This window comes from Lentzea sp. NPDC060358, assembly GCF_042725365.1.
Lineage (GTDB): Bacteria > Actinomycetota > Actinomycetes > Mycobacteriales > Pseudonocardiaceae > Lentzea.
In genome coordinates this window covers 1-23366 of record NZ_JBHXCW010000119.1, presented here as the reverse complement: position 1 = coordinate 23366, position 23366 = coordinate 1, and the positions used below count along the sequence as shown (strand labels likewise).

General features: G+C 71.3%; 23 protein-coding genes. 15 read left to right on the top strand and 8 right to left on the bottom strand.

The window, feature by feature from the left end; translation table 11 throughout:
• Positions 1-263 precede the first annotated feature (263 nt).
• Both ACFWGZ_RS23885 and ACFWGZ_RS23880 read left to right on the top strand, forming a co-directional pair.
• Positions 264-1529 (top strand): prolyl oligopeptidase family serine peptidase, encoded by a 1266-nt coding sequence (locus tag ACFWGZ_RS23885; RefSeq protein ID WP_382453786.1) that lies wholly within the window; start codon positions 264-266, stop codon positions 1527-1529.
• A 12-nt stretch (positions 1530-1541) separates the two neighbouring features.
• Positions 1542-2039 carry an O-acetyl-ADP-ribose deacetylase gene (locus ACFWGZ_RS23880; protein WP_382453785.1) on the top strand — a complete coding sequence of 166 codons (498 nt, stop codon included), beginning with the start codon at positions 1542-1544 and terminating at the stop codon, positions 2037-2039.
• A 3-nt stretch (positions 2040-2042) separates the two neighbouring features.
• On the opposite strand, the gene ACFWGZ_RS23875 is transcribed toward ACFWGZ_RS23880, so the two are convergent.
• Positions 2043-3032, bottom strand: a complete 990-nt coding sequence (locus tag ACFWGZ_RS23875) for a LacI family DNA-binding transcriptional regulator (RefSeq protein WP_382453784.1) — start codon at positions 3030-3032, stop codon at positions 2043-2045.
• Positions 3033-3158: 126 nt separating this feature from the next.
• Between ACFWGZ_RS23875 and ACFWGZ_RS23870 the strand changes: the two genes are divergently transcribed.
• The 7 genes from ACFWGZ_RS23870 to ACFWGZ_RS23840 all read left to right on the top strand — a co-directional run bounded on the left by ACFWGZ_RS23870 (position 3159) and on the right by ACFWGZ_RS23840 (position 13253).
• Positions 3159-4199, top strand: coding sequence for an ABC transporter substrate-binding protein (locus ACFWGZ_RS23870; protein ID WP_382453783.1), 1041 nt, complete (start codon positions 3159-3161; stop codon positions 4197-4199).
• Positions 4189-5706, top strand: coding sequence for a sugar ABC transporter ATP-binding protein (locus ACFWGZ_RS23865; protein WP_382453782.1), 1518 nt, complete (start codon positions 4189-4191; stop codon positions 5704-5706). The genes ACFWGZ_RS23870 and ACFWGZ_RS23865 overlap by 11 nt, the downstream gene beginning before the upstream one ends.
• Positions 5663-6631 carry an ABC transporter permease gene (locus tag ACFWGZ_RS23860; protein ID WP_382453781.1) on the top strand — a complete coding sequence of 323 codons (969 nt, stop codon included), beginning with the start codon at positions 5663-5665 and terminating at the stop codon, positions 6629-6631. Before ACFWGZ_RS23865 ends, ACFWGZ_RS23860 begins: the two co-directional genes overlap by 44 nt.
• Positions 6628-7605 carry an ABC transporter permease gene (locus ACFWGZ_RS23855; RefSeq protein WP_382453780.1) on the top strand — a complete coding sequence of 326 codons (978 nt, stop codon included), beginning with the start codon at positions 6628-6630 and terminating at the stop codon, positions 7603-7605. Before ACFWGZ_RS23860 ends, ACFWGZ_RS23855 begins: the two co-directional genes overlap by 4 nt.
• A gap of 7 nt (positions 7606-7612) precedes the next feature.
• On the top strand, positions 7613-10336 hold the full coding sequence (locus ACFWGZ_RS23850; RefSeq protein WP_382453779.1) for an AbfB domain-containing protein: 2724 nt from the start codon (positions 7613-7615) through the stop codon (positions 10334-10336).
• A 111-nt stretch (positions 10337-10447) separates the two neighbouring features.
• Positions 10448-10966: an SRPBCC domain-containing protein gene (locus ACFWGZ_RS23845; RefSeq protein WP_382453778.1), complete on the top strand. Its 519-nt coding sequence runs from the start codon at positions 10448-10450 to the stop codon at positions 10964-10966.
• Between the two features lie 67 nt (positions 10967-11033).
• Positions 11034-13253: a tetratricopeptide repeat protein gene (locus ACFWGZ_RS23840; RefSeq protein WP_382453777.1), complete on the top strand. Its 2220-nt coding sequence runs from the start codon at positions 11034-11036 to the stop codon at positions 13251-13253.
• On the opposite strand, the gene ACFWGZ_RS23835 is transcribed toward ACFWGZ_RS23840, so the two are convergent.
• Positions 13250-14281 carry an FAD-dependent oxidoreductase gene (locus tag ACFWGZ_RS23835; RefSeq protein WP_382453776.1) on the bottom strand — a complete coding sequence of 344 codons (1032 nt, stop codon included), beginning with the start codon at positions 14279-14281 and terminating at the stop codon, positions 13250-13252. The genes ACFWGZ_RS23840 and ACFWGZ_RS23835 overlap by 4 nt on opposite strands.
• 52 nt (positions 14282-14333) lie before the next feature.
• On the bottom strand, positions 14334-14975 hold the full coding sequence (locus ACFWGZ_RS23830) for a class I SAM-dependent DNA methyltransferase (protein ID WP_382453775.1): 642 nt from the start codon (positions 14973-14975) through the stop codon (positions 14334-14336).
• Positions 14976-15052: 77 nt separating this feature from the next.
• Here ACFWGZ_RS23830 and ACFWGZ_RS23825 point away from each other — a divergent pair, with 77 nt between their 5' ends.
• Positions 15053-15418 carry a hypothetical protein gene (locus tag ACFWGZ_RS23825; RefSeq protein WP_382453774.1) on the top strand — a complete coding sequence of 122 codons (366 nt, stop codon included), beginning with the start codon at positions 15053-15055 and terminating at the stop codon, positions 15416-15418.
• Position 15419: 1 nt separating this feature from the next.
• On the opposite strand, the gene ACFWGZ_RS23820 is transcribed toward ACFWGZ_RS23825, so the two are convergent.
• Positions 15420-15809: a RidA family protein gene (locus ACFWGZ_RS23820; protein ID WP_382453773.1), complete on the bottom strand. Its 390-nt coding sequence runs from the start codon at positions 15807-15809 to the stop codon at positions 15420-15422.
• A gap of 79 nt (positions 15810-15888) precedes the next feature.
• Here ACFWGZ_RS23820 and ACFWGZ_RS23815 point away from each other — a divergent pair, with 79 nt between their 5' ends.
• Both ACFWGZ_RS23815 and ACFWGZ_RS23810 read left to right on the top strand, forming a co-directional pair.
• Positions 15889-16266 (top strand): winged helix-turn-helix transcriptional regulator, encoded by a 378-nt coding sequence (locus ACFWGZ_RS23815; RefSeq protein WP_382453772.1) that lies wholly within the window; start codon positions 15889-15891, stop codon positions 16264-16266.
• A 66-nt stretch (positions 16267-16332) separates the two neighbouring features.
• Positions 16333-16977 carry a hypothetical protein gene (locus ACFWGZ_RS23810; protein WP_382453771.1) on the top strand — a complete coding sequence of 215 codons (645 nt, stop codon included), beginning with the start codon at positions 16333-16335 and terminating at the stop codon, positions 16975-16977.
• 42 nt (positions 16978-17019) lie between these two features.
• Here ACFWGZ_RS23810 and ACFWGZ_RS23805 read toward each other — a convergent pair whose 3' ends face one another.
• Entirely contained in the window at positions 17020-18378 is a 1359-nt protein-coding gene (locus ACFWGZ_RS23805) for an MFS transporter (protein ID WP_382453770.1), read from the bottom strand.
• On the bottom strand, positions 18375-19220 hold the full coding sequence (locus ACFWGZ_RS23800) for an alpha/beta fold hydrolase (RefSeq protein ID WP_382453769.1): 846 nt from the start codon (positions 19218-19220) through the stop codon (positions 18375-18377). The genes ACFWGZ_RS23805 and ACFWGZ_RS23800 overlap by 4 nt, the downstream gene beginning before the upstream one ends.
• A 115-nt stretch (positions 19221-19335) precedes the next feature.
• Between ACFWGZ_RS23800 and ACFWGZ_RS23795 the strand changes: the two genes are divergently transcribed.
• Positions 19336-20307 (top strand): LysR family transcriptional regulator, encoded by a 972-nt coding sequence (locus ACFWGZ_RS23795; RefSeq protein WP_382453768.1) that lies wholly within the window; start codon positions 19336-19338, stop codon positions 20305-20307.
• A gap of 22 nt (positions 20308-20329) precedes the next feature.
• On the opposite strand, the gene ACFWGZ_RS23790 is transcribed toward ACFWGZ_RS23795, so the two are convergent.
• Both ACFWGZ_RS23790 and ACFWGZ_RS23785 read right to left on the bottom strand, forming a co-directional pair.
• The gene (locus tag ACFWGZ_RS23790) at positions 20330-20743 is read right to left on the bottom strand and encodes a MarR family winged helix-turn-helix transcriptional regulator (protein ID WP_382453767.1); all 414 of its coding nucleotides are present in this window, start codon (positions 20741-20743) and stop codon (positions 20330-20332) included.
• Positions 20744-20769: 26 nt separating this feature from the next.
• A complete protein-coding gene (locus tag ACFWGZ_RS23785) occupies positions 20770-21315 on the bottom strand; it encodes a DUF4328 domain-containing protein (protein WP_382453766.1) in 546 nt (181 codons plus the stop codon).
• Between the two features lie 202 nt (positions 21316-21517).
• On the opposite strand from ACFWGZ_RS23785, the gene ACFWGZ_RS23780 reads away from it, so the two are divergent.
• Both ACFWGZ_RS23780 and ACFWGZ_RS23775 read left to right on the top strand, forming a co-directional pair.
• The gene (locus tag ACFWGZ_RS23780; RefSeq protein WP_382453765.1) at positions 21518-22408 is read left to right on the top strand and encodes an aldo/keto reductase; all 891 of its coding nucleotides are present in this window, start codon (positions 21518-21520) and stop codon (positions 22406-22408) included.
• A gap of 35 nt (positions 22409-22443) precedes the next feature.
• Complete coding sequence (locus tag ACFWGZ_RS23775) at positions 22444-23271, top strand: alpha/beta fold hydrolase (RefSeq protein WP_382453764.1); 828 nt, start codon at positions 22444-22446, stop codon at positions 23269-23271.
• The last annotated feature ends 95 nt before the right edge of the window (positions 23272-23366 follow it).

The window sequence follows — 23366 nt, the reverse complement described above, 5'->3', positions numbered from 1 at the left end:
GGAGGGGTCCCCGGGGATGCTCCCTTGTCCAAAGGTGTGTTCCCGGCTTTCGGCCCGGTGTGGACACCGCCGGGACGAGCGAGGGCTCCGCACCGCGTGGAACAGGTCGGGATGGCGGCGCACGAGATCTCCAGCGCGGCCGTTCCACGCGGTGACCCGGACGAGTCCTGCTGGTACCTGGCCGGCTCCACCACCTTCGCGGCGGGCCTTGTGTGGGCGGCAACCATGTCGCAAGGGTCCCGCCGTTACTAGCTTCACCAGCTATGTTGCTGCCGCTGGTTCTGGTGCTCGCGCTGGCCCCGCCCGTCGGGACGATGACGGTTCCCGGTGCGGAGCACCAGCAGGTCGCCCGCCTGGCCGACCTCACCACGACCGGGACCACCGCGACCGGCCACACCGACCCGGCGGACTGGGCGGGCCTCACGAGCGCCCAGCTGCCCGTGTCCCCCGCCGTGTCCGGCATCCAGGTCGACGGCTACTTCCCGGACACCTCGCGCACGAACACCAACCACGGCTGGCACGACTCGCAGTTCGTGCTGAGGCTCCCGGACCGCTGGAACGGCGGCCTGGTCGTGACCGGCTCGCCGGGCGTGCGCGAGCAGTACGCCAACGACCGCGCCATCTCCGACTGGGTGCTGTCCCGCGGCTACGCCTTCGCCGCCACCGACAAGGGCAACACAGGCGCGCAGTTCTACCGCGACGGCCGGGCGGTGCAGGAGTGGAACCAGCGCTTCACCCAGCTCACGATCGCCGCGAAGTCCGCGGTGCGCCGGCACTACGGCCGGCGGCCGGACCGCACGATCGCCACCGGCATCTCCAACGGCGGCTACCTGGTCCGCTGGCAGCTGGAGAACCGCCCGGACCTCTACGACGGCGGCGTCGACTGGGAGGGCACCCTGTGGGCGGTCGACGGCCCGAACCCGCTGACGTTCCTGCCTCCGGCGCTGCGCGCGTACCCGGCGTACCTCGCGGGTGACCCGGCCGCCCACGGGCAGATGGTCGCGGCCGGATTCCCCGCCGGCACGGAGTTCCTGTGGGACTACCACTTCCGCTACTACTGGGACCTGACCCAGCGCATCTACCGCGAGGAGTTCGACCCCTCCTTCGACGGCGCGCTGGAGGCCGGAACCCCGTTCTGCGCCTCGGGAACCGACAACTGCGACGCCGACTACTCCTACGCCGCACGGCGTCGCGTCGCCGGGCCGCTGGTGTCGCGGATCGACCTGACGGGCGAGGTGAAGCGGCCGCTGATCACCGTGCACGGCACCCACGACGTGCTGCTGCCGATCAGCCAGGACTCGGACGTGTACGCGGCGATGACGCCGGACCGTATGCACCGGTACTACCGGGTCGAGCAGGGGACGCACGTGGACGGGCTGGTGGACGCGTACCCGGACCGGTTGCGGCCGCTCGCGCCCTGCCACCGGTCGGCGTTCGCGGCGCTGGAGCGGTGGCTGGACGGGGTGGCGCCGCCGGCGTCGGCGACGCTGGGCCGGCCGGCCGACGTGCAGACCTGCCCGCTGGGGTGATCCAATCAGGACGTGGCCACCATCGAGCACGTCCTCGGGGACATCACGGCGCAGGACGTCGACGTGATCGTCAACGCCGCCAACTCCTCCCTGCTCGGCGGCGGGGGAGTGGACGGCGCGATCCACCGCAGGGGTGGTCCGGAGATCCTCGCCGAGTGCCGGGAGCTGCGGGCGGGCCACTACGGCGGTGGCCTCCCGACGGGTCAGGCCGTCGCCACCACCGCGGGCAGGCTCGGCGCCAGGTGGGTCGTGCACACCGTGGGACCGGTCTGGTCGGACACCGAAGACCGCGCCCACCTGCTGGAAGCCTGCCACCGCAACTCGCTGAGGGTCGCGGCGGAGCTCGGCGCGACCAGCATCGCGTTCCCGGCCATCTCCACCGGGGTCTACCGCTGGCCGGTCGGGAGCGCCGCGGAGATCGCGCACAGGGCGGTGGCGGACGCCGAGATCGACCTGGTCCGGTTCGTCCTCTTCGACCGGGCGACGTACGAGGTCTTCACGCGCTCGTGACGGTCACCGGGTCACCGTGCTCTCCCTGACCAGCAACGAGAACGGCGTCTCCACGTCCTCCAGCGCGCCGTCGGGCGCGTCCACCCGGCGGTGCAGCAGGTCGACGGACGCGCGGGCGATGGCGGCCTTGTCCGGTGCGATCGAGGTGAGCGACGGCGCGCTGTAGGCGCTCTCCTCGTTGTTGTCGAAGCCGACCACGGCCAGGTCGCCCGGCACCGAGACCTGGCGCTCGGCCGCCGTGCGCATCGCGCCGATCGCCAGCAGGTCGTTGAAGCAGAACACCGCGTCCGGCGGGGTGTGCATGTCCAGCAACGACTTCATGGCCGCCGCGCCGTCCGCGCGGTGGTAGTTCAAGGCCGGCACGACCATCGCGTCCGACCACGGCAGCGACGCCTCGGCCAGCGCCGCGCGGTAGCCCTCGAGGCGCTGGGCGGCCGTGCCGCGGTGGGGGTGCGCGCCGATCGCGGCGATCCTGGTGCGGCCCAGCGAGATCAGGTGGCGGACGGCGGCCTGGGCGGCGGCCACGTTGTCGATGCCCACGCGGGAGATCGGCACGTCCACCGCGTGCTCGCCGAGCAGGACCGCGGGGACCGACAGCTGGAAGTCGTCGTCCTGCAGGGCCTCGGGGCTCAGGATCGCGGCGTCGACCAGGTGCGGGCCGAGCGAGGCCAGTGCCGCGCGCTCACCGGCCAGGGTGCCGAAGGTCTGCTCGATCAGCACGTTCCACTCGTGCTCCTGCGCGGCGGCGATCACCAGACCCGCCAGTTCGGCGAAGTAGGGGATCGACAGCTCGGGCAGGACCAGGGCGATGAACCCCGTGCGACCGCGGCGCAGGTTGCGCGCGCCGAGGTTCGGGCGGTAGCCCGTCGCCTCGAGGGCCTCCTCGACGCGGCGCCGGTTGTCCGGTTTCACGAACGAGTAGCCGTTGACCACGTTCGACACGGTCTTGACCGAGACGCCCGCGAGCCGGGCGACGTCCTTCAGCGTGGCCAACCGAACCTCCAGAAAAGTACCGGGAAATCATACCGGGACGGTTTTGGGTCTTTACATCGTTGGAACAACGATGCAAATCTAGCGCCTGAGAGCGCCACCACGTACAGCCCCGTGTAGGAGCCAAAGATGTCTCGCATCCTGCTCATCGCAGTCGCCGCCCTGCTCGTGACCGGTTGCACTGCGAGAGAGAGCCAACAGACCACGACCAGCGGTGGTCCTGCCGCGAGTGCCGCGCAGAACCAGAGCGCCGGCCCCGGCTGCGCGCGGAGCAAGACCGGATACCCCCAGGTCGACCTCAAGGGGGCGGTCGTGGGCTTCTCCCAGTCGGAGAAGGAGGCCAACCCGTTCCGGACGGCGGAGACGCAGTCGATCAAGGACGAGGCCGCGAAGCGCGGGGCGGAGCTGCTCTACACCAACGCGCAGAGCGACCTGAACAAGCAGATCAGCGACATCAAGTCGCTGATCGACCGCGGGGCGAAGCTGCTGGTCGTGGCGCCGCTCAACTCCGACGGCCTGCAGCCCGCGTTCGACGCGGCCAAGGCCAAGCAGGTGCCCGTCGTGACGATCGACCGCAAGGTCACCTCGCAGCCGTGCACCGACTACCTGACCTTCATCGGGTCGGACTTCGTCGAGCAGGGCAAGCGCGCGGCGCAGCAGATGATCAAGGCCACCGGCGGGAACGGCAAGGTCGCCATCCTGCTCGGCGCGTCCGGCAACAACGTGACGGTCGACCGCACCAAGGGCTTCAAGGACGGCATCGCCGGCACGCCGGGCCTCACCGTCGTGGCGGAGCAGACCGGTGAGTTCGACCGGTCCAAGGGCCAGGCCGTGATGGAGCAGCTCATCCAGAGCAACCCCGACATCACCGCCGTCTACGCCGAGAACGACGAGATGGGCGTCGGCGCCGTCACCGCGCTGAAGGCCGCCGGCAAGCAGCCGGGCAAGGACGTCAAGGTCGTCTCCATCGACGGCACCCGCAACGCCGTGCAGCTGATCGCGGACGGCAGCTACACCGCGGTCGTCGAGTCCAACCCGCGCTTCGGCCCGCTCGCGTTCGACACGCTGGAGAAGTTCGGCAAGGGCGACGAGATCCCCGCGAACATCGTGATCTCCGACGACGAGTACGACACGACGAACGCCGCGCAGAAGCTCGCCAATGCCTACTGAGCCGGTGATCGAGGTCGCCGGCGTCACGAAGACCTTCGCCGGCGTCCGCGCACTGAGCGACGTGGACTTCACCCTCGCCAGGGGCGAGGTCCACGCGCTGGTCGGGGAGAACGGCGCGGGCAAGTCGACGCTGATCAAGGTTCTGACCGGGATCCACACCGTGGATTCCGGCCGGATCCGGCGCGACGGCAACATCTCCACGATCTACCAGGAGGTCAACCTCGTCCCCCTGATGAGCGTGTCCGCGAACCTGTTCCTGGGCCGTGAACCGCGCACGAGGTTCGGCTTGATCGACCGCGCCCGCCGGGACGCGCAGGCCGCCGAGGTGCTGCGGGACTACGGCATCACGGCGGACGTGCGCCGGCCGCTCGGCGAGCTCGCGGTCGGGGAGCAGCAGATGGTGGCCCTCGCGAGGGCCGTCGCGGCGGACGCGGAAGTCGTGATCATGGACGAGCCGACGTCGTCGCTCGAGCCGCGGGAGGTCGAGACGCTGCTCGGCGTCGTCGGCAAGCTGCACCGCGACGGCATCGCGATCATCTACGTGAGCCACCGGATGGACGAGCTGTACCGGATCTGCGACACGGTCACGGTGCTGCGGGACGGCCGCAACGTCCACAGCGGACCGTTGCGGGACCTGCCGCGCATCGAACTGGTGTCGCTGATGCTGGGCCGGTCGGTCGGCGAGATCCAGAAGCACGGCACCACGGCGTTCGGCGAGGGCCACCACGCCGGCACCCAGCCCGTGCTCGAGGCCGTCGGCCTCACCAGCAGGCCGCGCATCGACGGCGTCAGCGTCTCGGTCCGGCCCGGCGAGGTGGTGGGCCTCGCCGGGCTGCTCGGGTCCGGCCGCACCGAGACCGCCAAGGCGATCATCGGCGCGTTGCCGCTCGACGGCGGCACCGTGCTCGTCGCGGGCAAACCGGTGCCGCACAGCGTGAAGGGGTCCACGAGGGCGGGCATCAGCATGCTCTCCGAGGACCGCAAGACCGAGGGGATCATCCCGAACCTCTCGGTGCGGGAGAACATCGTGCTGGCGGCGTTGCCGAGGCTGAGCAGGTTCGGCATCACCAGCAGGGCCAGGCAGGACCGGATCGTCGACACGTTCGTGCAGCGCCTGCGCATCAAGGTGTCGAGCCCCGAGCAGAAGGTCTCGGAGCTCTCCGGCGGCAACCAGCAGAAGGTGCTGCTGGCCCGGTGGCTGTGCACCGAACCGAAGATCCTGCTCCTCGACGAACCGACGCGCGGCATCGACGTCGGCGCCAAGGCCGAGGTGCAGGCGCTGATCGACGAGCTCGCGCGGGAAGGCCTGGCGGTGCTGCTGATCAGTTCCGAACTGGACGAGCTGCTCGACGGCGCGGACCGGCTCGTCGTCCTGCGCGACGGCGCGGTCGCGGGCGAGCTCGAAGGCGACCAGCTGACCCGCGAGCACGTGCTCGCGGCGATCGCGGCGGAGGAGGTGCCCGATGACGTCGACAGCCACTCCGACACCCACGTCGACAGCCACTAGGGCGGCGGCCAGGACGCGCTGGCTGCAGGACAACGGTGTCTACGTCGCCGTCGTCGTGCTGCTGCTGTTCAACGCGGTGTTCACGCCCAACTTCCTGACGCTGGGCAACTTCACCACGCAGCTCGTGCAGGCCGCGCCCGTCCTGATCGTCGCGCTCGGCATGGCGCTCGTGATCGGCACCGAGGGCGTCGACCTGAGCGTCGGCGCCGTCATGGCGCTGGCCGCGGCGATCATCCCGCTCTACCTGGGCGCCGGCCCGCTCGTCGCGATCGTGATGGCGCTCGTCGTCGGTGTGCTGGCGGGGGCGTTCAACGGCTTCCTCGTCGCCAGGGTCGGCATCCAGCCGATCGTCGCCACGCTGGCGCTGCTGGTCGGCGGCAGGGGACTGGCGCTGGTGATCGCGGACGGCCAGCTCGTGCAGCTGCAGGACAGGTCGTTCCTCGAGCTCGGCACCGGCGACGTCGCCGGCATCCCGATCAGCGTGCTGGTCGCGGGCCTGCTGGCGCTGGTGGTCGCCGCGGTGATGAACCGGACGACGTTCGGCCGCCAGGTCGTCGCCGTCGGCGGCAACCGCAGGGCGGCCACCCTCGCAGGACTCCCGGTCAACCGGGTGCTGATCGGCGTCTACGCCCTCAGCGGTGTGCTCGCGGCGATCGCCGGCGTGCTCGCCACGTCCCGGCTCGGCGCCAGCGACCCGGCCGACATGGGCCTGCTGATGGAGCTGTCCGCGATCACCGCGGTCGTCGTCGGCGGCACCCCGCTGACCGGCGGCAAGGTCCGGGTGCTCGGCACGGTGTTCGGCGTGGTCCTGATGCAGCTCGTCCGGGCGACGCTGATCAAGCACAACCTGCCCGACTCGATCGCGCAGATGATCCAGGCCGCGATCATCATCGCCGCCGTGTACGTGGCACGGGAGCGCCGATGACCACCACCGCCCACCCGACTCCCGCCGTCGCGAAGTCGACGGCCGCGCGGACGAAGGTCCTGCAACGGCAGGGCGCCGCGGTCGCGCTCGTGCTCATGGTCGCGGTGTCGTGGCTGGTGTTCCCGCGCTTCGGCAGCCTCGACAACCTCCGCGACCTCGCGCTGCAGGGCTCTTTCCTCGCGGTGATCGCGCTCGGCATGACGTTCGTGATCATCACGGGTGGCATCGACCTGTCCGTCGGCTCGGTCTACGCGCTGGGGGGCGTGCTCGCGGCCTGGGGGTCGCAGTACGGCTTCCTCGTGGCGTTGCTGCTGCCGCTGGTGGTGTGCGGTCTCATCGGGCTGGTCAACGGCCTGCTGATCGCCCGCACGAACATGGCGCCGTTCATCGTCACGCTGGCGTCGCTGCTGTTCGCCCGCGGTCTGCTGCTCGTCATCACCGACGAGGGCGCCACCACGTACCAGATCCCGCCGGACAGCGCGTTCGTGGAACTGGGCCGCGGCACGGTGTTCGGCTTCGGCTACCCGATCTTCATCGCGATCGTGCTCTGCGTCGCCGGCGGCGCGGTCCTGAACCGCACCGGCTTCGGCCAGAACGTGTTCGCCACCGGTGGTGCCGAGCAGTCGGCGCGCCTCATGGGCGTCCCGCTCGCGAAGACCAAGGTCCTCGTCTACACGATGAGCGGCACGCTGGCGGGTCTCGCCGGCGCCCTGACCGCCGCCTACCTGCAGTCCGGGGTCACGGTCATCGGTGTCGGCCTCGAACTGGACGCCATCGCCGTCGTCGTCATCGGCGGCACCCTGCTCACCGGCGGCATGGGCACGGTGCTCGGCACCGTCATCGGCGTCGGGCTGATCAAGGTGATCCAGAACGTCATCAACCAGATCGGCACGCTCGACAGCAACTACCAGTCCGTCGTGAGCGGGGTGTTCCTGCTCATCGTCGTCGTCCTGCAACGCATACTGCGGAGATAGGAGCATCATGACCAGACGCGTCCTGGGCGTATTGGTCTCCACCCTGATCACACTCTCCTTCCTCACACCGACAGCGGCGCAGGCGGTGGAGTGGGTCCCCAAGACCCCTCCGCTGTCGACCCCCTGGACCTCCCAGGTCTCGCCGTCCAACGCCCTGCCCGAGTACCCCCGCCCGCAGCTGCAGCGCACCGAGTGGCAGAACCTCAACGGTGTCTGGGAGTTCGCGGGCGCGGCGAACCTGAACAACCCGCCCATCGGCCGCCCGCTGGCCGAGGGCGTGCTCGTGCCGTACCCGATCGAGTCGGCTCTGTCGGGCATCAAGCGGCACGAGGACAACATGTTCTACCGCCGCACGTTCTCCGTCCCGTCGGGCTGGAGCGGGCGCAACGTCAAGCTCAACTTCGGCGCCGTGACCTGGGAGACCCGCGTCTGGGTCAACGGCAGGCAGGTCGGCACGCACACCGGCGGCTTCGACGCGTTCTCGTTCGACATCACCTCCGCGCTCGTCGCGGGCACGAACGAGGTCGTCGTCGGCGTCAGCTCCCCGGTCGACGGCAGCCGCTACCCGATCGGCAAGCAGCGCAGGAACCCCAGCGGCATCTGGTACACCGCCTCCTCCGGCATCTGGCAGACGGTGTGGCTGGAACCGGTGCGGGCGGCGAACATCACGCGTCTCGACACCACCCCGAACGTCGGCGCGGGCGCGCTCGACCTGGTCGTGCAGGGCACCGCGGGCCAGAGCGTCACGGCCGAGGTGCTCAGCGGCGGCACGGTCGTCGGCCGGCAGACCGGCACGACCGGCACCTCGCTGCGGGTGCCCGTGCCGAACGCCCGGCTGTGGTCGCCGGACGACCCGTTCCTCTACGACCTGCGCGTCACGCTGGGCAGCGGTGACTCCGTCCTCGGCTACTTCGGCATGCGCTCGCTCGGCAAGGCGGTCGTCGGCGGTGTCATGCGGCCGTTGCTGAACGGCAAGTTCGTGTTCCAGCAGGGCACCCTGGACCAGGGTTACTGGCCGGACGGTCTCTACACCGCGCCGACCGACGCGGCCCTGCGGTTCGACCTCGAACGCCAGAAGGCCCTGGGCTTCAACATGGTCCGCAAGCACATCAAGGTCGAACCGGCGCGCTGGTTCTACCACGCCGACCGGCTCGGTCTGCTGGTGTGGCAGGACATGCCCTCGGTCGACGCGATCGACGACGTGCCGAACTCGCACGCCAACTACGAGTCCGAGCTGCGCCGGATCCTCGACCAGCTCAAGGGCATCACGTCGATCGTGCAGTGGGTGCCGTTCAACGAGGGCTGGGGCGAGTACGACGCCGGCCGGATCGTCAACCTGGTCCGGTCGATCGACAACACCCGCCTGGTCAACCACAACTCGGGCGCCAACTGCTGCGTCTCCGATCCCGACCCGGGCAACGGCGACGTGATCGACGACCACCACTACCAGATCACCACGGCGACCCGGACCCCCGACGCCACCAGGATCGCGGTGCTCGGCGAGTTCGGCGGTCTCGGCCGGCGCGTGACCGGTCACGAGTACCAGCCGGGCGCGGGCTTCGCCTACGGCGCCCTGTACCCGGACGAGACGTCGCTGACCAAGCGGTACGAGGAGGTGGCGAAGCAGGTCGCGCGGATGGTCCAGACGCGCGGGCTCTCCGCGTCCGTCTACACCGAACCGTACGACGTGGAGAACGAGGTCAACGGCTTCTACACCTACGACCGGCGCATCCTGAAGATGACCGAGTCACGGGTGCGGGACATCAACGCCAAGGTGCTCGCGATCGCTCGCGGCACCGCGGTGGGACCGGACGACGTGGTGTCGTTGCGCGTCACCACCCCCGGCTACACCGACCGCTACCTGCGGCACGCGGGCGGCGTGGCGCGCACCGACGTGATCAGCGACGACCTGGGCCGCTTGGACGCCACGTACCTGGTGCGCCCCGGCCTCGCCAGTGCGTCCTGCCTGTCGTTCGAGTCGCGCAACTTCCCGGGCCAGTTCCTGCGGCACAGCAACTCCGTGCTCCGCAAGGACACCAACGACGGCAGCGCCCAGTTCCGGGGCGACGCCACGTTCTGCGCGAGGGAAGGCTCCGGTGCCACCGCGCTGGAGTCTTACAACGTGCCCGGTTCGTTCGTGCGGCACTACAACTCGAACGTCTACCTGGCACGGTCGGGCGGCCCGAACCCCTGGGACACGCCGAACTCGTTCGCGGCGGACACGACGTGGGCGATCGGCGTCGCGTTGTTCCGCAGCGGCGCGGAACTGCCCCTGGACCAGGCCCGGTCGTTCCAGGTGACCACGCCCGGTTTCACGGACCGCTTCCTGCGGCACCGCGAGGGCCTGGCGCGCACGGACTCGGTGACCGCGTCGAGCGACGCGGTGACGAAGTCGGACGCCACGTTCGTCGTCCGGCGCGGGTTCGCCGAGCCGACCTGCTACTCGCTCGAGTCCCGCAACTTCCCCGGCCAGTTCCTGCGGCACGCGAACTACCGCGTGCAGCTCGGCTCGAACGACAACACGGACGTCTTCCTGCGCGATGCCACGTTCTGCGCGCAGCAGGGCAGCGGCGGCGTCCGGCTGGAGTCGTTCAACGAGCTGGGAACCTCCGTCCGCCACTACGCCGAGGAGGTGTGGGTCGCCTCGAACGGCGGCGCGCACGCGTACGACAACCCGTCCTCGTACAGCCAGGACACGACCTGGGCCGTGAACTCGCCCTGGGCACCGTAGGACCGAACCCGTCCAGCCGATGACCGGCTGTTCGGCCGATGACCGCCGGGACGCAAACGTGTAGATTACTCACGTCTGCGTCCCGGCGTTCTCGGTGGTCGAGGTGGTCCCGTGCTGGTGGCCGGTCTGGTGCTCGCGATGGTGGCGACGGGTGCGCCGCTGGACCCCCGGGAGGCGGGACCGCGGTCGGTGGTCCACCGGGTCGACACCGCCGTCACCGCGCCCGTCGAGCGGATCTACGGGCTGATCACCGACTTCTCCGGGTACGCGCGCTGGAACCCGTGGGTCGTGAAGGCCGCCGGCGGGACCTCGCCCGGCGACGAGGTGAAGGTCGACGTGGTGCTCGGGCCGGTCAGGATGGCGGCCGCGCACACCGTTCTGAACGGCGTTCCCGGCCGGCGGTTCTGCTGGAGGGACGCGGGCTGGAACGCCTGGTTCGTGTACGCGCAGCGGTGCCGGACCTTGACGCCGCGGCCCGACGGGACCGTGCTGGTGTCCAACGAGATCCTGGTGGACGGGGTGTTGTCCGGGGGAGCGGACCTGGTGATCGGGAAGGCGCTGAGGGACGGGATGCGGGCGGAGAACGCGGCTTTGAAGCGGGAAGCCGAATCGGCCTGGTTTCGCGAGTAGTGGACAGAACATGGTCAGGTCGCCGGTCCGAGTGGTCAGCTCGCCGGCCGGTGGTGATGCTGGAGCGATGAGCGACCCGCGACCGGCCGGCCGATCGGAGATGTCCGGGATCGCGGGCAACGTGGTCCAGGCCGGGGACGTGCACGGCGGGGTGCACGTGCACCAGGCCGCCTCCTCCGACGAGGGCGTCCCCCAGCAGTTGCCCGCCGAAGTCAGCGGCTTCGTGAACAGGGTCGCCGAAATGGGCCAGCTCGACCAGCTCCTGGAATCGCGGACTCGCAAGTCCCCACCCCTCGTGGTGCTCCTCTGCGGAACCGCGGGGGTGGGCAAGACATCGCTGGCGGTGCAGTGGGCTCACCGCGTCAGCGAACTCTTCCCGGACGGCCAGCTCTACATCAACCTGCGCGGGTACGACCCCGGTGCCCCGGTGGCGCCCGAGGAGGCGTTGAACCTCTTCCTGCGAGCCCTGGGGGTCGGTGCGGGTGCGATTCCGCCGGACCTGGAGGGCAAGTCCTCGTGGTACCGGTCGAAGCTGGCGACGAGGCGTGTTCTCGTGCTGCTGGACAACGCGGCGGAGGCGAAACAGATCCGTCCGTTGCTGCCCGGCAAGGGAAGCAGCCTCGTGCTGGTGACGAGCAGGAAGCACATGCAAGGTCTCCTCTCCAGGGACGGCGCCCACCGCGTGAAGGTCGACGTGCTCACCGACGGCGAAGCAGTCGTGCTGCTGCGGAACCTCGTCTCGGGCCACCGCGGGGAGGATGACGTCCAGGACTTGAACGAACTCTCGCAGCTGTGCGCGCGTCTGCCCCTCGCGTTGCGGATCGCCGCGGAACGTGCGGCGGCTCGTCCGTGGATGGCGTTGTCGGAGCTCATCCGCGACCTGCGGGACGAGTCGGTGCTGTGGGAGGCGCTGTCGAGTGCGGACGGCGACGAGGCCGATGCCGTGCGGACGGTGTTCGCGTGGTCCTACCGGGCTCTGCCGCAGGAAGCCGCGCGGTTCTTCCGCAGGCTGGGTCTGCACCCCGGAGCGGAGTTCGGCCTGGGCACCGCGGCTGCCCTGGCGGGACTCGACATCACCACCGCCGGCCGCGTGCTGCACGTCCTGGTGGCCGGTCACCTGCTCGAACCGACCACCGAGCAGAACCGGTACCGGCTGCACGACCTGCTGCGGGCCTACGCGAACGACCAGGTGCGGCTCGAGGAGACGCCGGAGGACGAGCGTGCCGCGACCCACCGCATGCTGACCTGGTATCTGCACTCGGCCCATGAGGCCCATCTGGCGTTCACGCGGGGCCACCGTCACCTGCCGATCGAGGTGGATGAGGGCGAGCCGCTGTCGGCACCGGGCGCGTTCACGGATCGGGACCAGGTGCTGGGGTGGTACACGACGGAGCGCGCCAATCTGATCGATGCGGTGAAAGTCGCCGCGTCCAGCGGTTTCGACCGCATCGCCTGGCGGATCCCGGGTCTGCTGGCGGTGATCTACGACAGCAACGACGCGGCGGACATGTGGCTGGACGCGGAACAGATCGCACTGGAGTCAGCTCGGCGGGCGGGAGAGCGCTACGGCGAGGGTGTGGTCCTGGACAGGCTCGGGATCAAGTTCCGGAGGATGCGGCGGTTCGAGGAGGCGCTCGCCCACTTCCGCGAGGCGCTGGAGGCGTTCAACGATCTGGGGGTCGAACTCGGCCGCGTCCGGGCCGTCAACGGCATGGGTGTGGTCTACCTGGAGGCGGGCAGGCTCGAGGAGGCGCGGGCTGCGTTCGAGCAGGCGATCGCGGCGGCGGCGAACGACGAGGAGACGTCGTTGCGCGCGCTGTCCACCGTGAACCTGGGCGAGGTGCACCTGAAACTCGGGTCACCGGCGGAGACCCTGCGTTGTGTCGAAAGCGCGATGCCGGCCTTGCGGTGGTTCGACGACGTGGTCGTGGAACTGGCGGCGCTCCGGCTCCGCGGAGCCGCGCAGCGCGAACTCGGGTTGCTCGCCGAGGCCAGGACGTCGTTGCGCGACGCGGTCGAGCTGATGGTCCGGGCCGGCAACCTCAGCGGCGAGTGCTACGTGCTCCTCGAAGTCGCCCGGCTGGAGATCGCCGAAGGAGCGCCGAAGGCCGCTCTCGAGACGGCGCGGTCCGCGATCGTCCTCGCCAGGAAGTTCGGCGCCACCACCGTGGAGGAGGAGGCGCTGGACGTCACCGGAATCGCCCTGCAGCGGCTGGACCGTCACGAGGAGTCCGCTGACTTCCACCGCACGACGCGAACAATGCGGGGAGAGCGAGGACCGGCCTAGTTGAACAGGATCCGCTTCGCCAGTGCCTTCCCCGGCATCGTCCGCAACGCACCGAACGCCCACTCCGCCACCCCGGGCCGGCGAACCAACGACAACCCCCGCCGCAACTGCGACCGCACCAGGTACCGCCGCCGCAGAGCCGCGCCGTCGTAGTGCTCCAGCACGTACCGGTTGCCGCTGCGCAGGTAGTCGAACGTCACCGACGCCGCCAGCTCCGACATCCGCAGGCACGGGTCGAGCCCGCCGGCCGTCAGCGGCGACACCGCGCCCGCCGCGTCGCCGACCAGCAGGCCCTGCGGTGAGATGATGCGGCGCAGCAGGCCGCCGACCGGGATCGGGCCGCCGCGGCGCTGGACCGGGCCGGTGGGTTCCGGGGTGGGGAAGCTGTCGCGGAACCGGTGCAGCAGCTGAGGAAGCGGTGCGGTGAAGCGGTCGGCGCGGCCCGCCAGGCCCACGTGCGCGTGTTCGCCGTCGTCGACCACCCAGGCGATGTAGCCGGGGGCGAGGCGCGGGTCGACGACGCAGTGGAACGTCGGCGTGGAGCCGGTCCTGACCGGGTAGACCTCCTCGATGCCGGTGATCAGCCGCCGGTTCACGTCGAGGCCCAGCCTGCGCGCGACGGTCGAGCGGGCGCCGTCCGCGCCGATCGTGAAGCGCGCCCTGGTGGCCTTCGCGGGATAGCCGGCGTTCAGCGAGACCTGGGCGCCCGCGCGTTCGGCGTCCTGCACCGCCCGGGCGTAGATGCCCGCCATGTCGCCCACCCGGAACTCGTCGCGCGTGCTCAGCAGTTCGACGGGGTCGCGGTGCGATGGCGGGTAGAGCAGTACCCTCCGCACGGCCGGGCCCAGGTGCGGCAGGTCGTAGTCGGTCAGGGTGCGGCGGACGAAGATGCCGGTGGTGCGGATGCCCGTCTCCAGGGTGGTCCGGCGTTCGCACACGGCCACGTCCAGGCCCGCCCCGGCGAGCAGGCGCGCGGTGTTCAGGCCGGCCAGGCCGGCTCCGACGACGAGCACGTCCACGGTGTCCATGCCCGACCGTAGAACGGGTCCGGCTCGCGGAAGTCGTTCTGCCGCAACACCTTCACGGGATCTGCACCGCTTCTCCACAACCCTTGCGCACCAGCAGGTGCACGTGGTGGAACGGCCGCTCGCCCTCGTGCGGCTCGCGGCGCAGCCGCGCGACCTCGGTGAAACCGGCCTGCGACAACAGGGTCATGAGGCTGTCGGGCGACCAGCGGTAGGCGAGGGCGACCCTGTGGTCGAACGGCTCGGGCTCGGGGTCGTCGCCCGCGAAGAAGCCGAGCACCGCGTGCCCGCCCGGCGCCAGCACGCGGGCGAACTCCGCGAAGACGACCGGCAGGTCGGCGGGCGGCGTGTGGATGAACGAGTACGACGCCAGGATCCCGCCCACCGCATCGTTCCCGAGGTCGAGAGCGGTCATCGTGCCCACGTCGAACCGGAGGTCCGGGTGCGCCTGCCGGGCCAGGGCGATCATCTCGGGGGACAGGTCGACGCCGAACGCGTCCAGGCCGAGTGAGCGCAGGTGGGCCGTGAGGTGGCCGGGGCCGCAACCGAGGTCCGCGACGGGGCCGTCGACCAGGCCGGCGAAGGCGGCCAGCACCGCGCGTTCCACCGGCAGGGTGTCGAGGACGTCGCTGAAGAGCTCGGCGTAGCGGCCCGCCACCGCATCGTAGGCCGCCCTGGTCCCGGACTGCTCGATCATGGCCGGAACCCTATCCGCGCGAGATCCGGCACGACTGGCTGTTCCCTTTGGCCCGGTTGGAGGTGAAAATTGCTCGCGTGCGGGATCTTCACGGACGAACTGTCGAGAGCCGGGCCGGCGTCGCCGCCTTCCTGGCGGGCGTGTGGCTGGTCGCGGCGCCACCGGTCCTGCACTTCAGCGCCGCGTCGCACGCCTTCCGGCCCTACTGGGTGTCCATGGGACTGGCCGTCGTCATCATGCTGCTCGGCATGGTCAGGGCGATGGCGCCGCTCGACGTGCCGCTGGTCCGGCAGATCACGATCGGCCTGGCGCTGTGGCTCGTCGTCGCCGCGTTGCTCCGGGAGGACGGCGGCACCGCGACCGTGTGGCTCAACCAGCTCGTCGTCGGCGGCGCCGTCGCCCTGTCCGCCGGGGTGGCGCTGCTCATCGGCACGCGCAGGTGAGTCAGTCGAGCACGGCCACCGCCTCGATCTCGACCCGGTGCTCCGGCACGTCCAGCGCGGCCACGCCGATCAGCGACGCGGGCGGCCTCGCGTCCTCGCCGACCCTTCTCCTCGCGTTCTCCAGGCCCTGGAGCAGCTCCGGCATCTGCTCGGGCGTCCAGTCCACGACGAACACGCGGATCCGCACCAGGTCCTTGAACGAGGCCCCGGCGGCCCGCAGCGCGGTGTGCACGTTCACATAGGCGTTCTCGACCTGCGTGGCGAGGTCGGGCGCGCCGGACCAGTCGACCTGGCCGGCGAGGTGGATCGTCCTGGACCCGGTCGCCACCGCCACGTGGTGGTAGACGTCGAGCTCGGGAAGGCCCTCGGCGTTGATGAGGGTGACGGCCATCGGAGTGTTTCCTCTCTTGCGGTTACTCAGTTACCGTAGGAGAGTGGTCGCCGACCTGGAAGAACGCACTTTTTCGTGAGTGAGGAACCTGAAGGTGAGCAAGCAGCTCAGCGGTGATCTGGCGCGCGCGGACTCGCTGGCGCGCGAGATCTTCTCGGACGTCGCGAACAAGTGGGCGCTGCTGATCGTCGAGACCATCGGCGACTCCACCAAGCGCTTCACCGAACTGAAGAACGAGGTCGACGGCATCAGCCACAAGATGCTGACCCAGAACCTGCGGCTGCTGGAGCGCAACGGCCTCGTGGAGCGCGTCGTGCACCCCACGGTGCCACCGCGCGTCGACTACACGCTGACCGAGCCGGGCCAGGGGCTGCGGGTCACGGTGGACGCGATGTGCCGGTGGACGACGCGCTACCTGGAGGAGATCGAGGCGGCGCGCCGCCGGTTCGGCGCCTGACGGCACCGGACGGTGCTCGCGGAAAGCCGGGTGCGCCGGGTGTCCGGGCCGTGCCACCCTGGCGGCGTGCTGCTGAAGCTGACGGGGTCGAGTTGTTCGGGCAAGTCCACGCTCGCCTTCGCCGTGGCCGAGCGGCTTCGCGGCGTCGTCGTCCACGACTTCGACGAGGTCGGCGTGCCGCGGGACCCCGATCCCCACTGGCGGCACCGCACCACCGAGCTGTGGGTGCGGCGCGCACTGGAGTACCAGGAGCGCGGACTGGACCTGCTGCTGACGGGACAGTCCCCGCTGGGGGAGGTCCTCGCGGTCCCCTCCGCGCCGGAGGTGGACGGGATCGCGCTCTGCCTGGTCGACGTGGACGACGAGGTGCGTCGTGCCCGGCTCGCCGAGCGCGACTCCGGCCGGTGGGACGCCTCGGCGGTCGACGCCTTCCTGGGCTGGGCCGCCTGGCACCGCGGGCACGCACGCGATCCTCGGCACCTCCCCGAGGCGATCACCGGTGGCAGCGCCCCGGACATGGCCTGGCACCGCTGGGCCGGCTGGGCGGCCGGCGATCCGCGGTGGAGCACCCACGTCCTGGACACCACCGGCGAGCCCGTCTCCCGGTCTGCCGGCGAGATCGAACGGTGGGTGGTGCGGCAGCGCGCCGCACATCGATCCGGCCGGCTTCCCCTGGCACCCGGCTGGGCGGATCGGACACGCTCCGGATGACGCCGGCTCCGGCCGCTCACGCGCCGGCAGGTCGTGCCCTGATCACCGGCTCCGCCGGACGGCCGCGGGCGTGCCGGCGTCGCGAGGCGTCCACCGCAGGCGGGCGGTGGCGGCGGCCGCGAGCAGGAACACGACGGCCTCGTAGACCATCGCCGCCCCCATCGCCCCCGCGGCGTAGACCATCCCCGCCAACGCCACGCCGAGCGTGCCGCCCAGTTGCTGCGCCGTCGGCAGCAAGCCCGACACCGAACTCGCCGCGTGCGGCGGCACCTGACGCAGCACCAGGGAGAACGCGGACGCGGTGAAGAGGCCGAAGGCGAACCCGCCCGCGGCGAGCACCGCCCACAGGACCGGCGCCGGGGCCGCGAGCGCGGGAACGACCAGCAGTGAGATCACGGCGAGGCTCCCGGCCGAAGCGGACAGGGCCACGACGCCGAACCGTCGCGCCGCGGCTTCGGCGGCACCGCTGCCCAGCAGGCCTCCGACCGCGTACGGCGCGACGGTCAGCGCCGTCACGAGCGGCCCGTGGCGCACCGCGCCCTGCAGGTGCAGCGACAGCAGCAGGCTGAACGACGGGATCCCGGCGTTGAACAGCAGCACCGCCCCGATTCCCCACCGCGTCGTGGCCGCGGACAGTGCTTCCGGGTGCACCAGCGGGTGCCGCACTCGTCTCTGCGAGAAGGCGAAAGCGGCGAGCAGGCCCGCCGACAGCAGCAGGCTGCACCACGTCCACGCCGGCCCGCCCACGTCCTGGCCGAGGGTCAGCGGCAGCACCAGCAGGGCCAGCCCCGTCAGCGACAACGCCGATCCGACCGGGTCCACGCGGCTCGCTCCACCCGTGCCACGTCCCTGCGGCAGGGTCCGGAACAGCGCGAGCGCCGCGATGCCGACCGGCACCGGCAGGGCCAGCGCCACGCGCCAGCCGGCTCCGAACGGGTCGAAGTGCAGCAGGACGCCGCAGCACAACGGTCCGGCGAGCGACGCGACCGCCATCGTGGCGCCGTACCGGCCGAGCACCCGCGCCCGCTGGTCTTGCGGGACCGCGGTCTGGATCAGTGACAGGATCTGCGGCGCCACCAGTCCGCTGCCGGCGCCCTGCGCCAGCCGGGCCAGCACGAGCGCGTCCGCCGCGGGTGCTGCCGCGGCGGCCAGCGAGGAGGCGGTGAACACGGCGGTGCCGAGGACGAACAGCCTGCGGTAGCCGTACCGGTCGCCCAGCCGGGCGGCGGTGATCAGCGCGCAGGCGTAGGTCAGCGTGTACCCGGCGAGCGCGAGCTGTCCCGCGCCCGGCCCCGCGTCGAGGTCGTGGCGGATGCGGGGGACCGCGAGCTGCAGGACGGTGACGCTCATCAGCTGGACGAACGTCCCCGACAGCAGCACCGCCAGTGCGGCGGGCCTCATGTCCGCCGCACGATCCGGGCGAGCAGTTCGGCGAGCTCGTCGGGCCGGGTCAGGAACGGTGAGTGCCCGCCGGGCAGGGAGTGCACCGCGAACGGGTTGTCCGGGGTCGTGCGGTCGGCCTCGTCGATCATCAGGTCCTGGGTGGCCGGGGGGAGTGCGAGGTCGCCGGTCATCCGGACGTAGCTGCGGGCGACCCGTCCCCACCTGCCGGCGGTGACGGCGTACTCGCCGGCCAGCGACGCCAGGGGTTCGTCGGGGTGGAGGGTGAGCCGCCAGCCGTGGCGATCCGCGGGCCAGTCACCGAGGAACGACCGCCGGATCACCTCGACCTCGGCGGGGTCGGTGGAGAGCGGGTTGATGCGGAACGCGCCGATGGCGTCGGGGTCGCCGACGCGGGGCACCTGCACGGCGCCGGCGTTGCGGGGGTCGCCCACGTACTCCCCGAAGCGGGGCCGGCCGGCGGGCACGAAGGCCGACAGGTAGACGAGGTGGTCGACCAGGTCCGGGTGCCGCTCCACCGCGGCCGAGGCGGGACCGCCGCCCGCGCTGTGCGCCACGAGCACCACGCGGTCGAACCGGCGGCGGATCCGGGCGAGGTCGGCGAGCAGGGCTTCGACGAGCGCGTCGGTGGTGAGCTCGGCGACCGCGGACCGCTCGGTGGCCAGGCCCGGCTGCCCGGGTTCCAGGTAACCGGAGGGCAGCGGCGCCGTCGCGCCGTGGCCGGGAAGGTCGACGGCGACGCCGGGCCGCCCTCGCGCCGCGAGCGAGCGCAGGGTCACGGCCCAGTGGAGGGACGAATGCCAGGCGCCGTGCACGAACACGATGACGGTCGACTCGGTCATGACTGCCTTTCGGAGCGGCTGCGGGACGACTCCCACCTCATCCGCTTCCGACGTCGTCATCCACTCCCATATCTGAAGAGGATGGCCGCAATACTTTCTGCGTATCATCCGCAGCGTGGAAGCCCGTCACCTCCGGTATGCCGTCGCCTTGGCCGAACACCAGCACTTCGGTCGTGCGGCGGCGTCCCTCGGCATCGCGCAGCCGCCGCTGTCCGCTCAGATCGCCGCGGTCGAACGCGAGGTCGGCCAGCGCCTGTTCGACCGCACGCCACGAGGCGTGTTCCCGACGGCGGCGGGCACGGCTTTCCTCGAACGGGCCCGGCGGGCGCTGGCCGAGATCGCCGCGGCGTCCGTCGAAGCCGGTCGCGCGGCACGCGGCGAGACCGGGCTGCTGCGGATGGGGTTCATCGGCTCGGCCCTGCTCGACCCGCTGCCCGGTGTGCTGGGGCGGTTCCGCAAGAGCCGGCCGGACGTGCGGCTCGACCTGCGCGAGATGAGCAGCCCGGAGGCGGCGGCCGCACTCGTCGCGGGAGAGCTGGACGTGGCCGTCGGCCGCGGCAACCCGCGCGGCGCGGGGGCGGAACGCCTCGTCACCGTGCCGATCGGGGCCGATCACCTCGTCGCCGTCGTGGCCGTCTCCCACCCCTTCGCGGGTCGTGACGAAGTCACCCTCGGCCAGCTGGCCGCCGAGCAGCTGATCATCTCCGCTCCCGACCAGGAGCCGGCGGTGGCCGCTCACCTGCGCAACGCGTTCGCCTCCGGCACCGACGCGCTGGCGGCGGCCACCACGTCACGGGACGTGCACACGATCATCGGCCTCGCCGCCTGCGCCGTCGGAGTCGGCCTCGGACCGGCCCGCATGCGGCTGATCACCCGCGGGGACGTCTGGTTCTGCGACGTCACGCCCCGCTTCCGCCTCCCGGACCTGCAGCTGTCGTTCCGGGCCGACGACACCTCGCCGGTGCTCGCCGCGTTCCTCGACGTCGTCCGCGCGAATTGCCGGGACGTCGGCTCCCTCCTGGACGAGGTGCTCGCCCGGCACGCCCGCTCGTCGGCGGTGCCGGGCACGAGGACCGGTTCCGGATGAGGAGTCGCGCACCGCGACGAGATCACGATCGCCGGGTGATCTCCGCGAACACCGCCTTGAACTCCGCGAAGCGCTCCGGCCCGACCCGGCGCGCGAAGCCGTCCTCGATGTCGGCGACGATCCGGCGGGCCTGGACCATCTGGTCGCGGCCGGCCGCGGTGGGGACGACGAGCTTCGCGCGCCGGTCGGCCGGGTCCGGCTGCCTGGTCACGTAGCCGAGGTGTTCCAGCTCGTCGATCAGCGTGCCGATGACCTGCTTGTGCTGGCCGGAGCGCTCGGACAGCTCGCTCGCGCGGGAGCCGTCGGGGCCGAGGTGGGCCAGCACGGCGCCGTGGCGCGGGCGCAGCTGCTCGTGGCCCGCCGCGGCCAGGCGGGTGAAGAGCTCCTTCTGGAACACCGAGAGCAGGTGCGCGGAGAGCACGCCGACGTCCGACATGGGAGGAATGCTAACCCGGCGCCGGTTCAGTCCGAAGTGGACTGAGCGGGGTGTGCTGGAACTCGGAGATCCGGTGCACGACCCGTGCGGCCGGGACGGCGGCGGCGATCCCGACGACCGTGCACGTCGTGGTCGGCACGGCGGCTGTCAGGAACGAGTCCGTGGTGAGCCGGCCGTTCTCGCGGTGGGAGAGGCAGGCGTTGTCCGGCAACCACATCAGCAGGTAGGCGGTCCACCACCGGGACGAACCAGCCCGGCACCGCCCGGACGCGGGTCAGGCGGTGGTCGCCGGCGGCGGTGAGGCGTTCGGCGTTGACGCGCGCCCGGTAGGTCCAGAAGACGAAGACCACGACCGCCGCGAGCGTGAGCAGCGTGACCGGCAGGTCGGTGGCGGCCCGGACGGCGGCCGGCGCCTCGAGGTCCGCCCGCGTCGCGGTGCCGGCGCGGTGGTCGCGGACGGTGTCGTAGGTGAGCCAGTCAGCCGCCGCCTCGGCTGTGTCGCCGAGAGCGGCCAGGCCGACGAGCACCGATGCCGTGAGACCGAGCCCGCGCACGGGTCTGAAGTGCTCCATGTCTCCCCCTGGACGTGGACCGTCGCGGCCCTTCGACGCGCTGCGCGGGGAAACTGTTGCTCGTGCAGCGGAAATCTAGGCATGTTCTGCCGATGCGTATCGTCGGTCCTGGCACCACGATGTCGGCGGGATGCGTCTCCGCCGCCGAAGTTCGTCTACTGTGGATGATCACGTACTCCGTCCGAAGGGAAAGGCCGGCTCGATGGTCGAGGATCTGGTTCTCAACAACGGCGTCGTCATGCCGGCTCTCGGTCTGGGGGTCTTCCAGAGCCCGCCCGAGCAGACCGCGGCAGCGGTCGAGGAGGCGTTGCGCGTCGGGTACCGGCACGTCGACACCGCCGCGGTCTACTTGAACGAGAAGGAGGTCGGCGAAGGCATCCGACGCTCCGGCGTGCCCCGGCAGGAGATCTTCGTCGAGACGAAGGTGTGGGTGTCCGACTTCGGGTACGACGAGACGCTCCACGCGTTCGAGAAGAGCGCCCGCAAGCTGGGGGTCGAGCAGATCGACCTGTTCCTGCTGCACCGGCCGGCACCGGACCGGTTCGCGCGGACGGTCGCCGCGTACCGGGCGCTCGAGGCGCTGCTCGCGGACGGGCTGGTCCGCGCCGTCGGCGTCAGCAACTTCACCGCGGAGCACCTGCGGCGGCTCGGCGAGGAGACGGCGGTGGTGCCCGCCGTCAACCAGATCGAGCTGCACCCGTACTTCGCCGACCGCGAGACGCAGCGGGCCAACGCCGAGCGGGGGATCGTCACGCAGGCGTGGTCGCCGATCGGCGGCATCACCTTCTACCCCGGATGGGGCGATCAGCGCCGCAGCGTCATGGAGGACCCGGCCCTCCTCGCGGTCGCCCGCGAGGTGGGCAGGTCGCCGGCCCAGGTCATGCTGAGGTGGCACCTCCAGCAGGGGCGCTCCGCGATCCCCAAGTCCACCAACGCCCGCCGCATCGCGGAGAACTTCGACGTCTTCGGCTTCGAGCTCGACGAACGGCAGCTCGGGCTGATCGACGAGCTCGACACGGGCCGGCGCACGGGACCGGACCCGGACCGGCCGTCGCCGTCGCTGAACCTCGACTTTCCCATCCCCGAGATGTGACCGAGCTTTCCCGGCAAGAGGAGAAGAGGAGAACCATGGGGTACATCACCGTCGGCCAGGAGAACTCGACGCCGATCGAGCTCTACTACGAGGACCACGGCGCGGGGCAGCCCGTTCTGCTGATCCACGGCTATCCGCTCGACGGCAGCTCGTGGGAGCGCCAGACGCGCGAGCTGCTGGACCTCGGCTACCGCGTCATCACCTACGACCGCCGCGGCTTCGGCCGGTCCAGCAAGGTCGCCACCGGCTACGACTACGACACCTTCGCCGCGGACCTCCAGGTCGTGCTCGACACGCTGGACCTGCACGACGTCGTCCTGGTCGGCTTCTCGATGGGCACCGGCGAACTCGGCCGCTACACGAAGCTCCACGGGGCCGACCGCGTCGCCAAGTACGCGTTCCTCGCCTCGGTCGAGCCGGGGATGCTCGGCCAGGGCGTACCGCAGTCGCAGTTCGACGGCATCGCCGCCACGGCCAAGGCCGACCGCTTCGCCTGGTTCACGAAGTTCTACCAGGACTTCTACAACCTCGACGACAACCTCGGCTCCCGCATCAGCCAGGAGGCCGTCACGGCGAGCTGGAACACCGCGGCCGGCAGCGCCCCGATCGCCGCCTACGCCGTGGTGCCGTCCTGGATCGAGGACTTCACCGCCGACGTCGCCGCCGTGCGGGCCACCGGCAAGCCCGCGCTCATCGCGCACGGCACCGCCGACAACATCCTGCCGATCGACGCCACCGGCCGCCCGTTCCACGAGGCTTTCCCCGAGGCGGAGTACGTCGAGATCGACGGCGCCCCGCACGGCATGTTGTGGACGCACGCCGAAGAGGTCAACGCGGTCCTGCTGCCGTTCATCCAGAAGTAGGCGAGTGCCGGGGGTGCGGGCGGGGCCGTTGCCGGCTGGGGATAGCCGTAGCCGGCCCGGCGGCGCGGGTCCTCGGGGGGCGGGGGAGCGGCGGC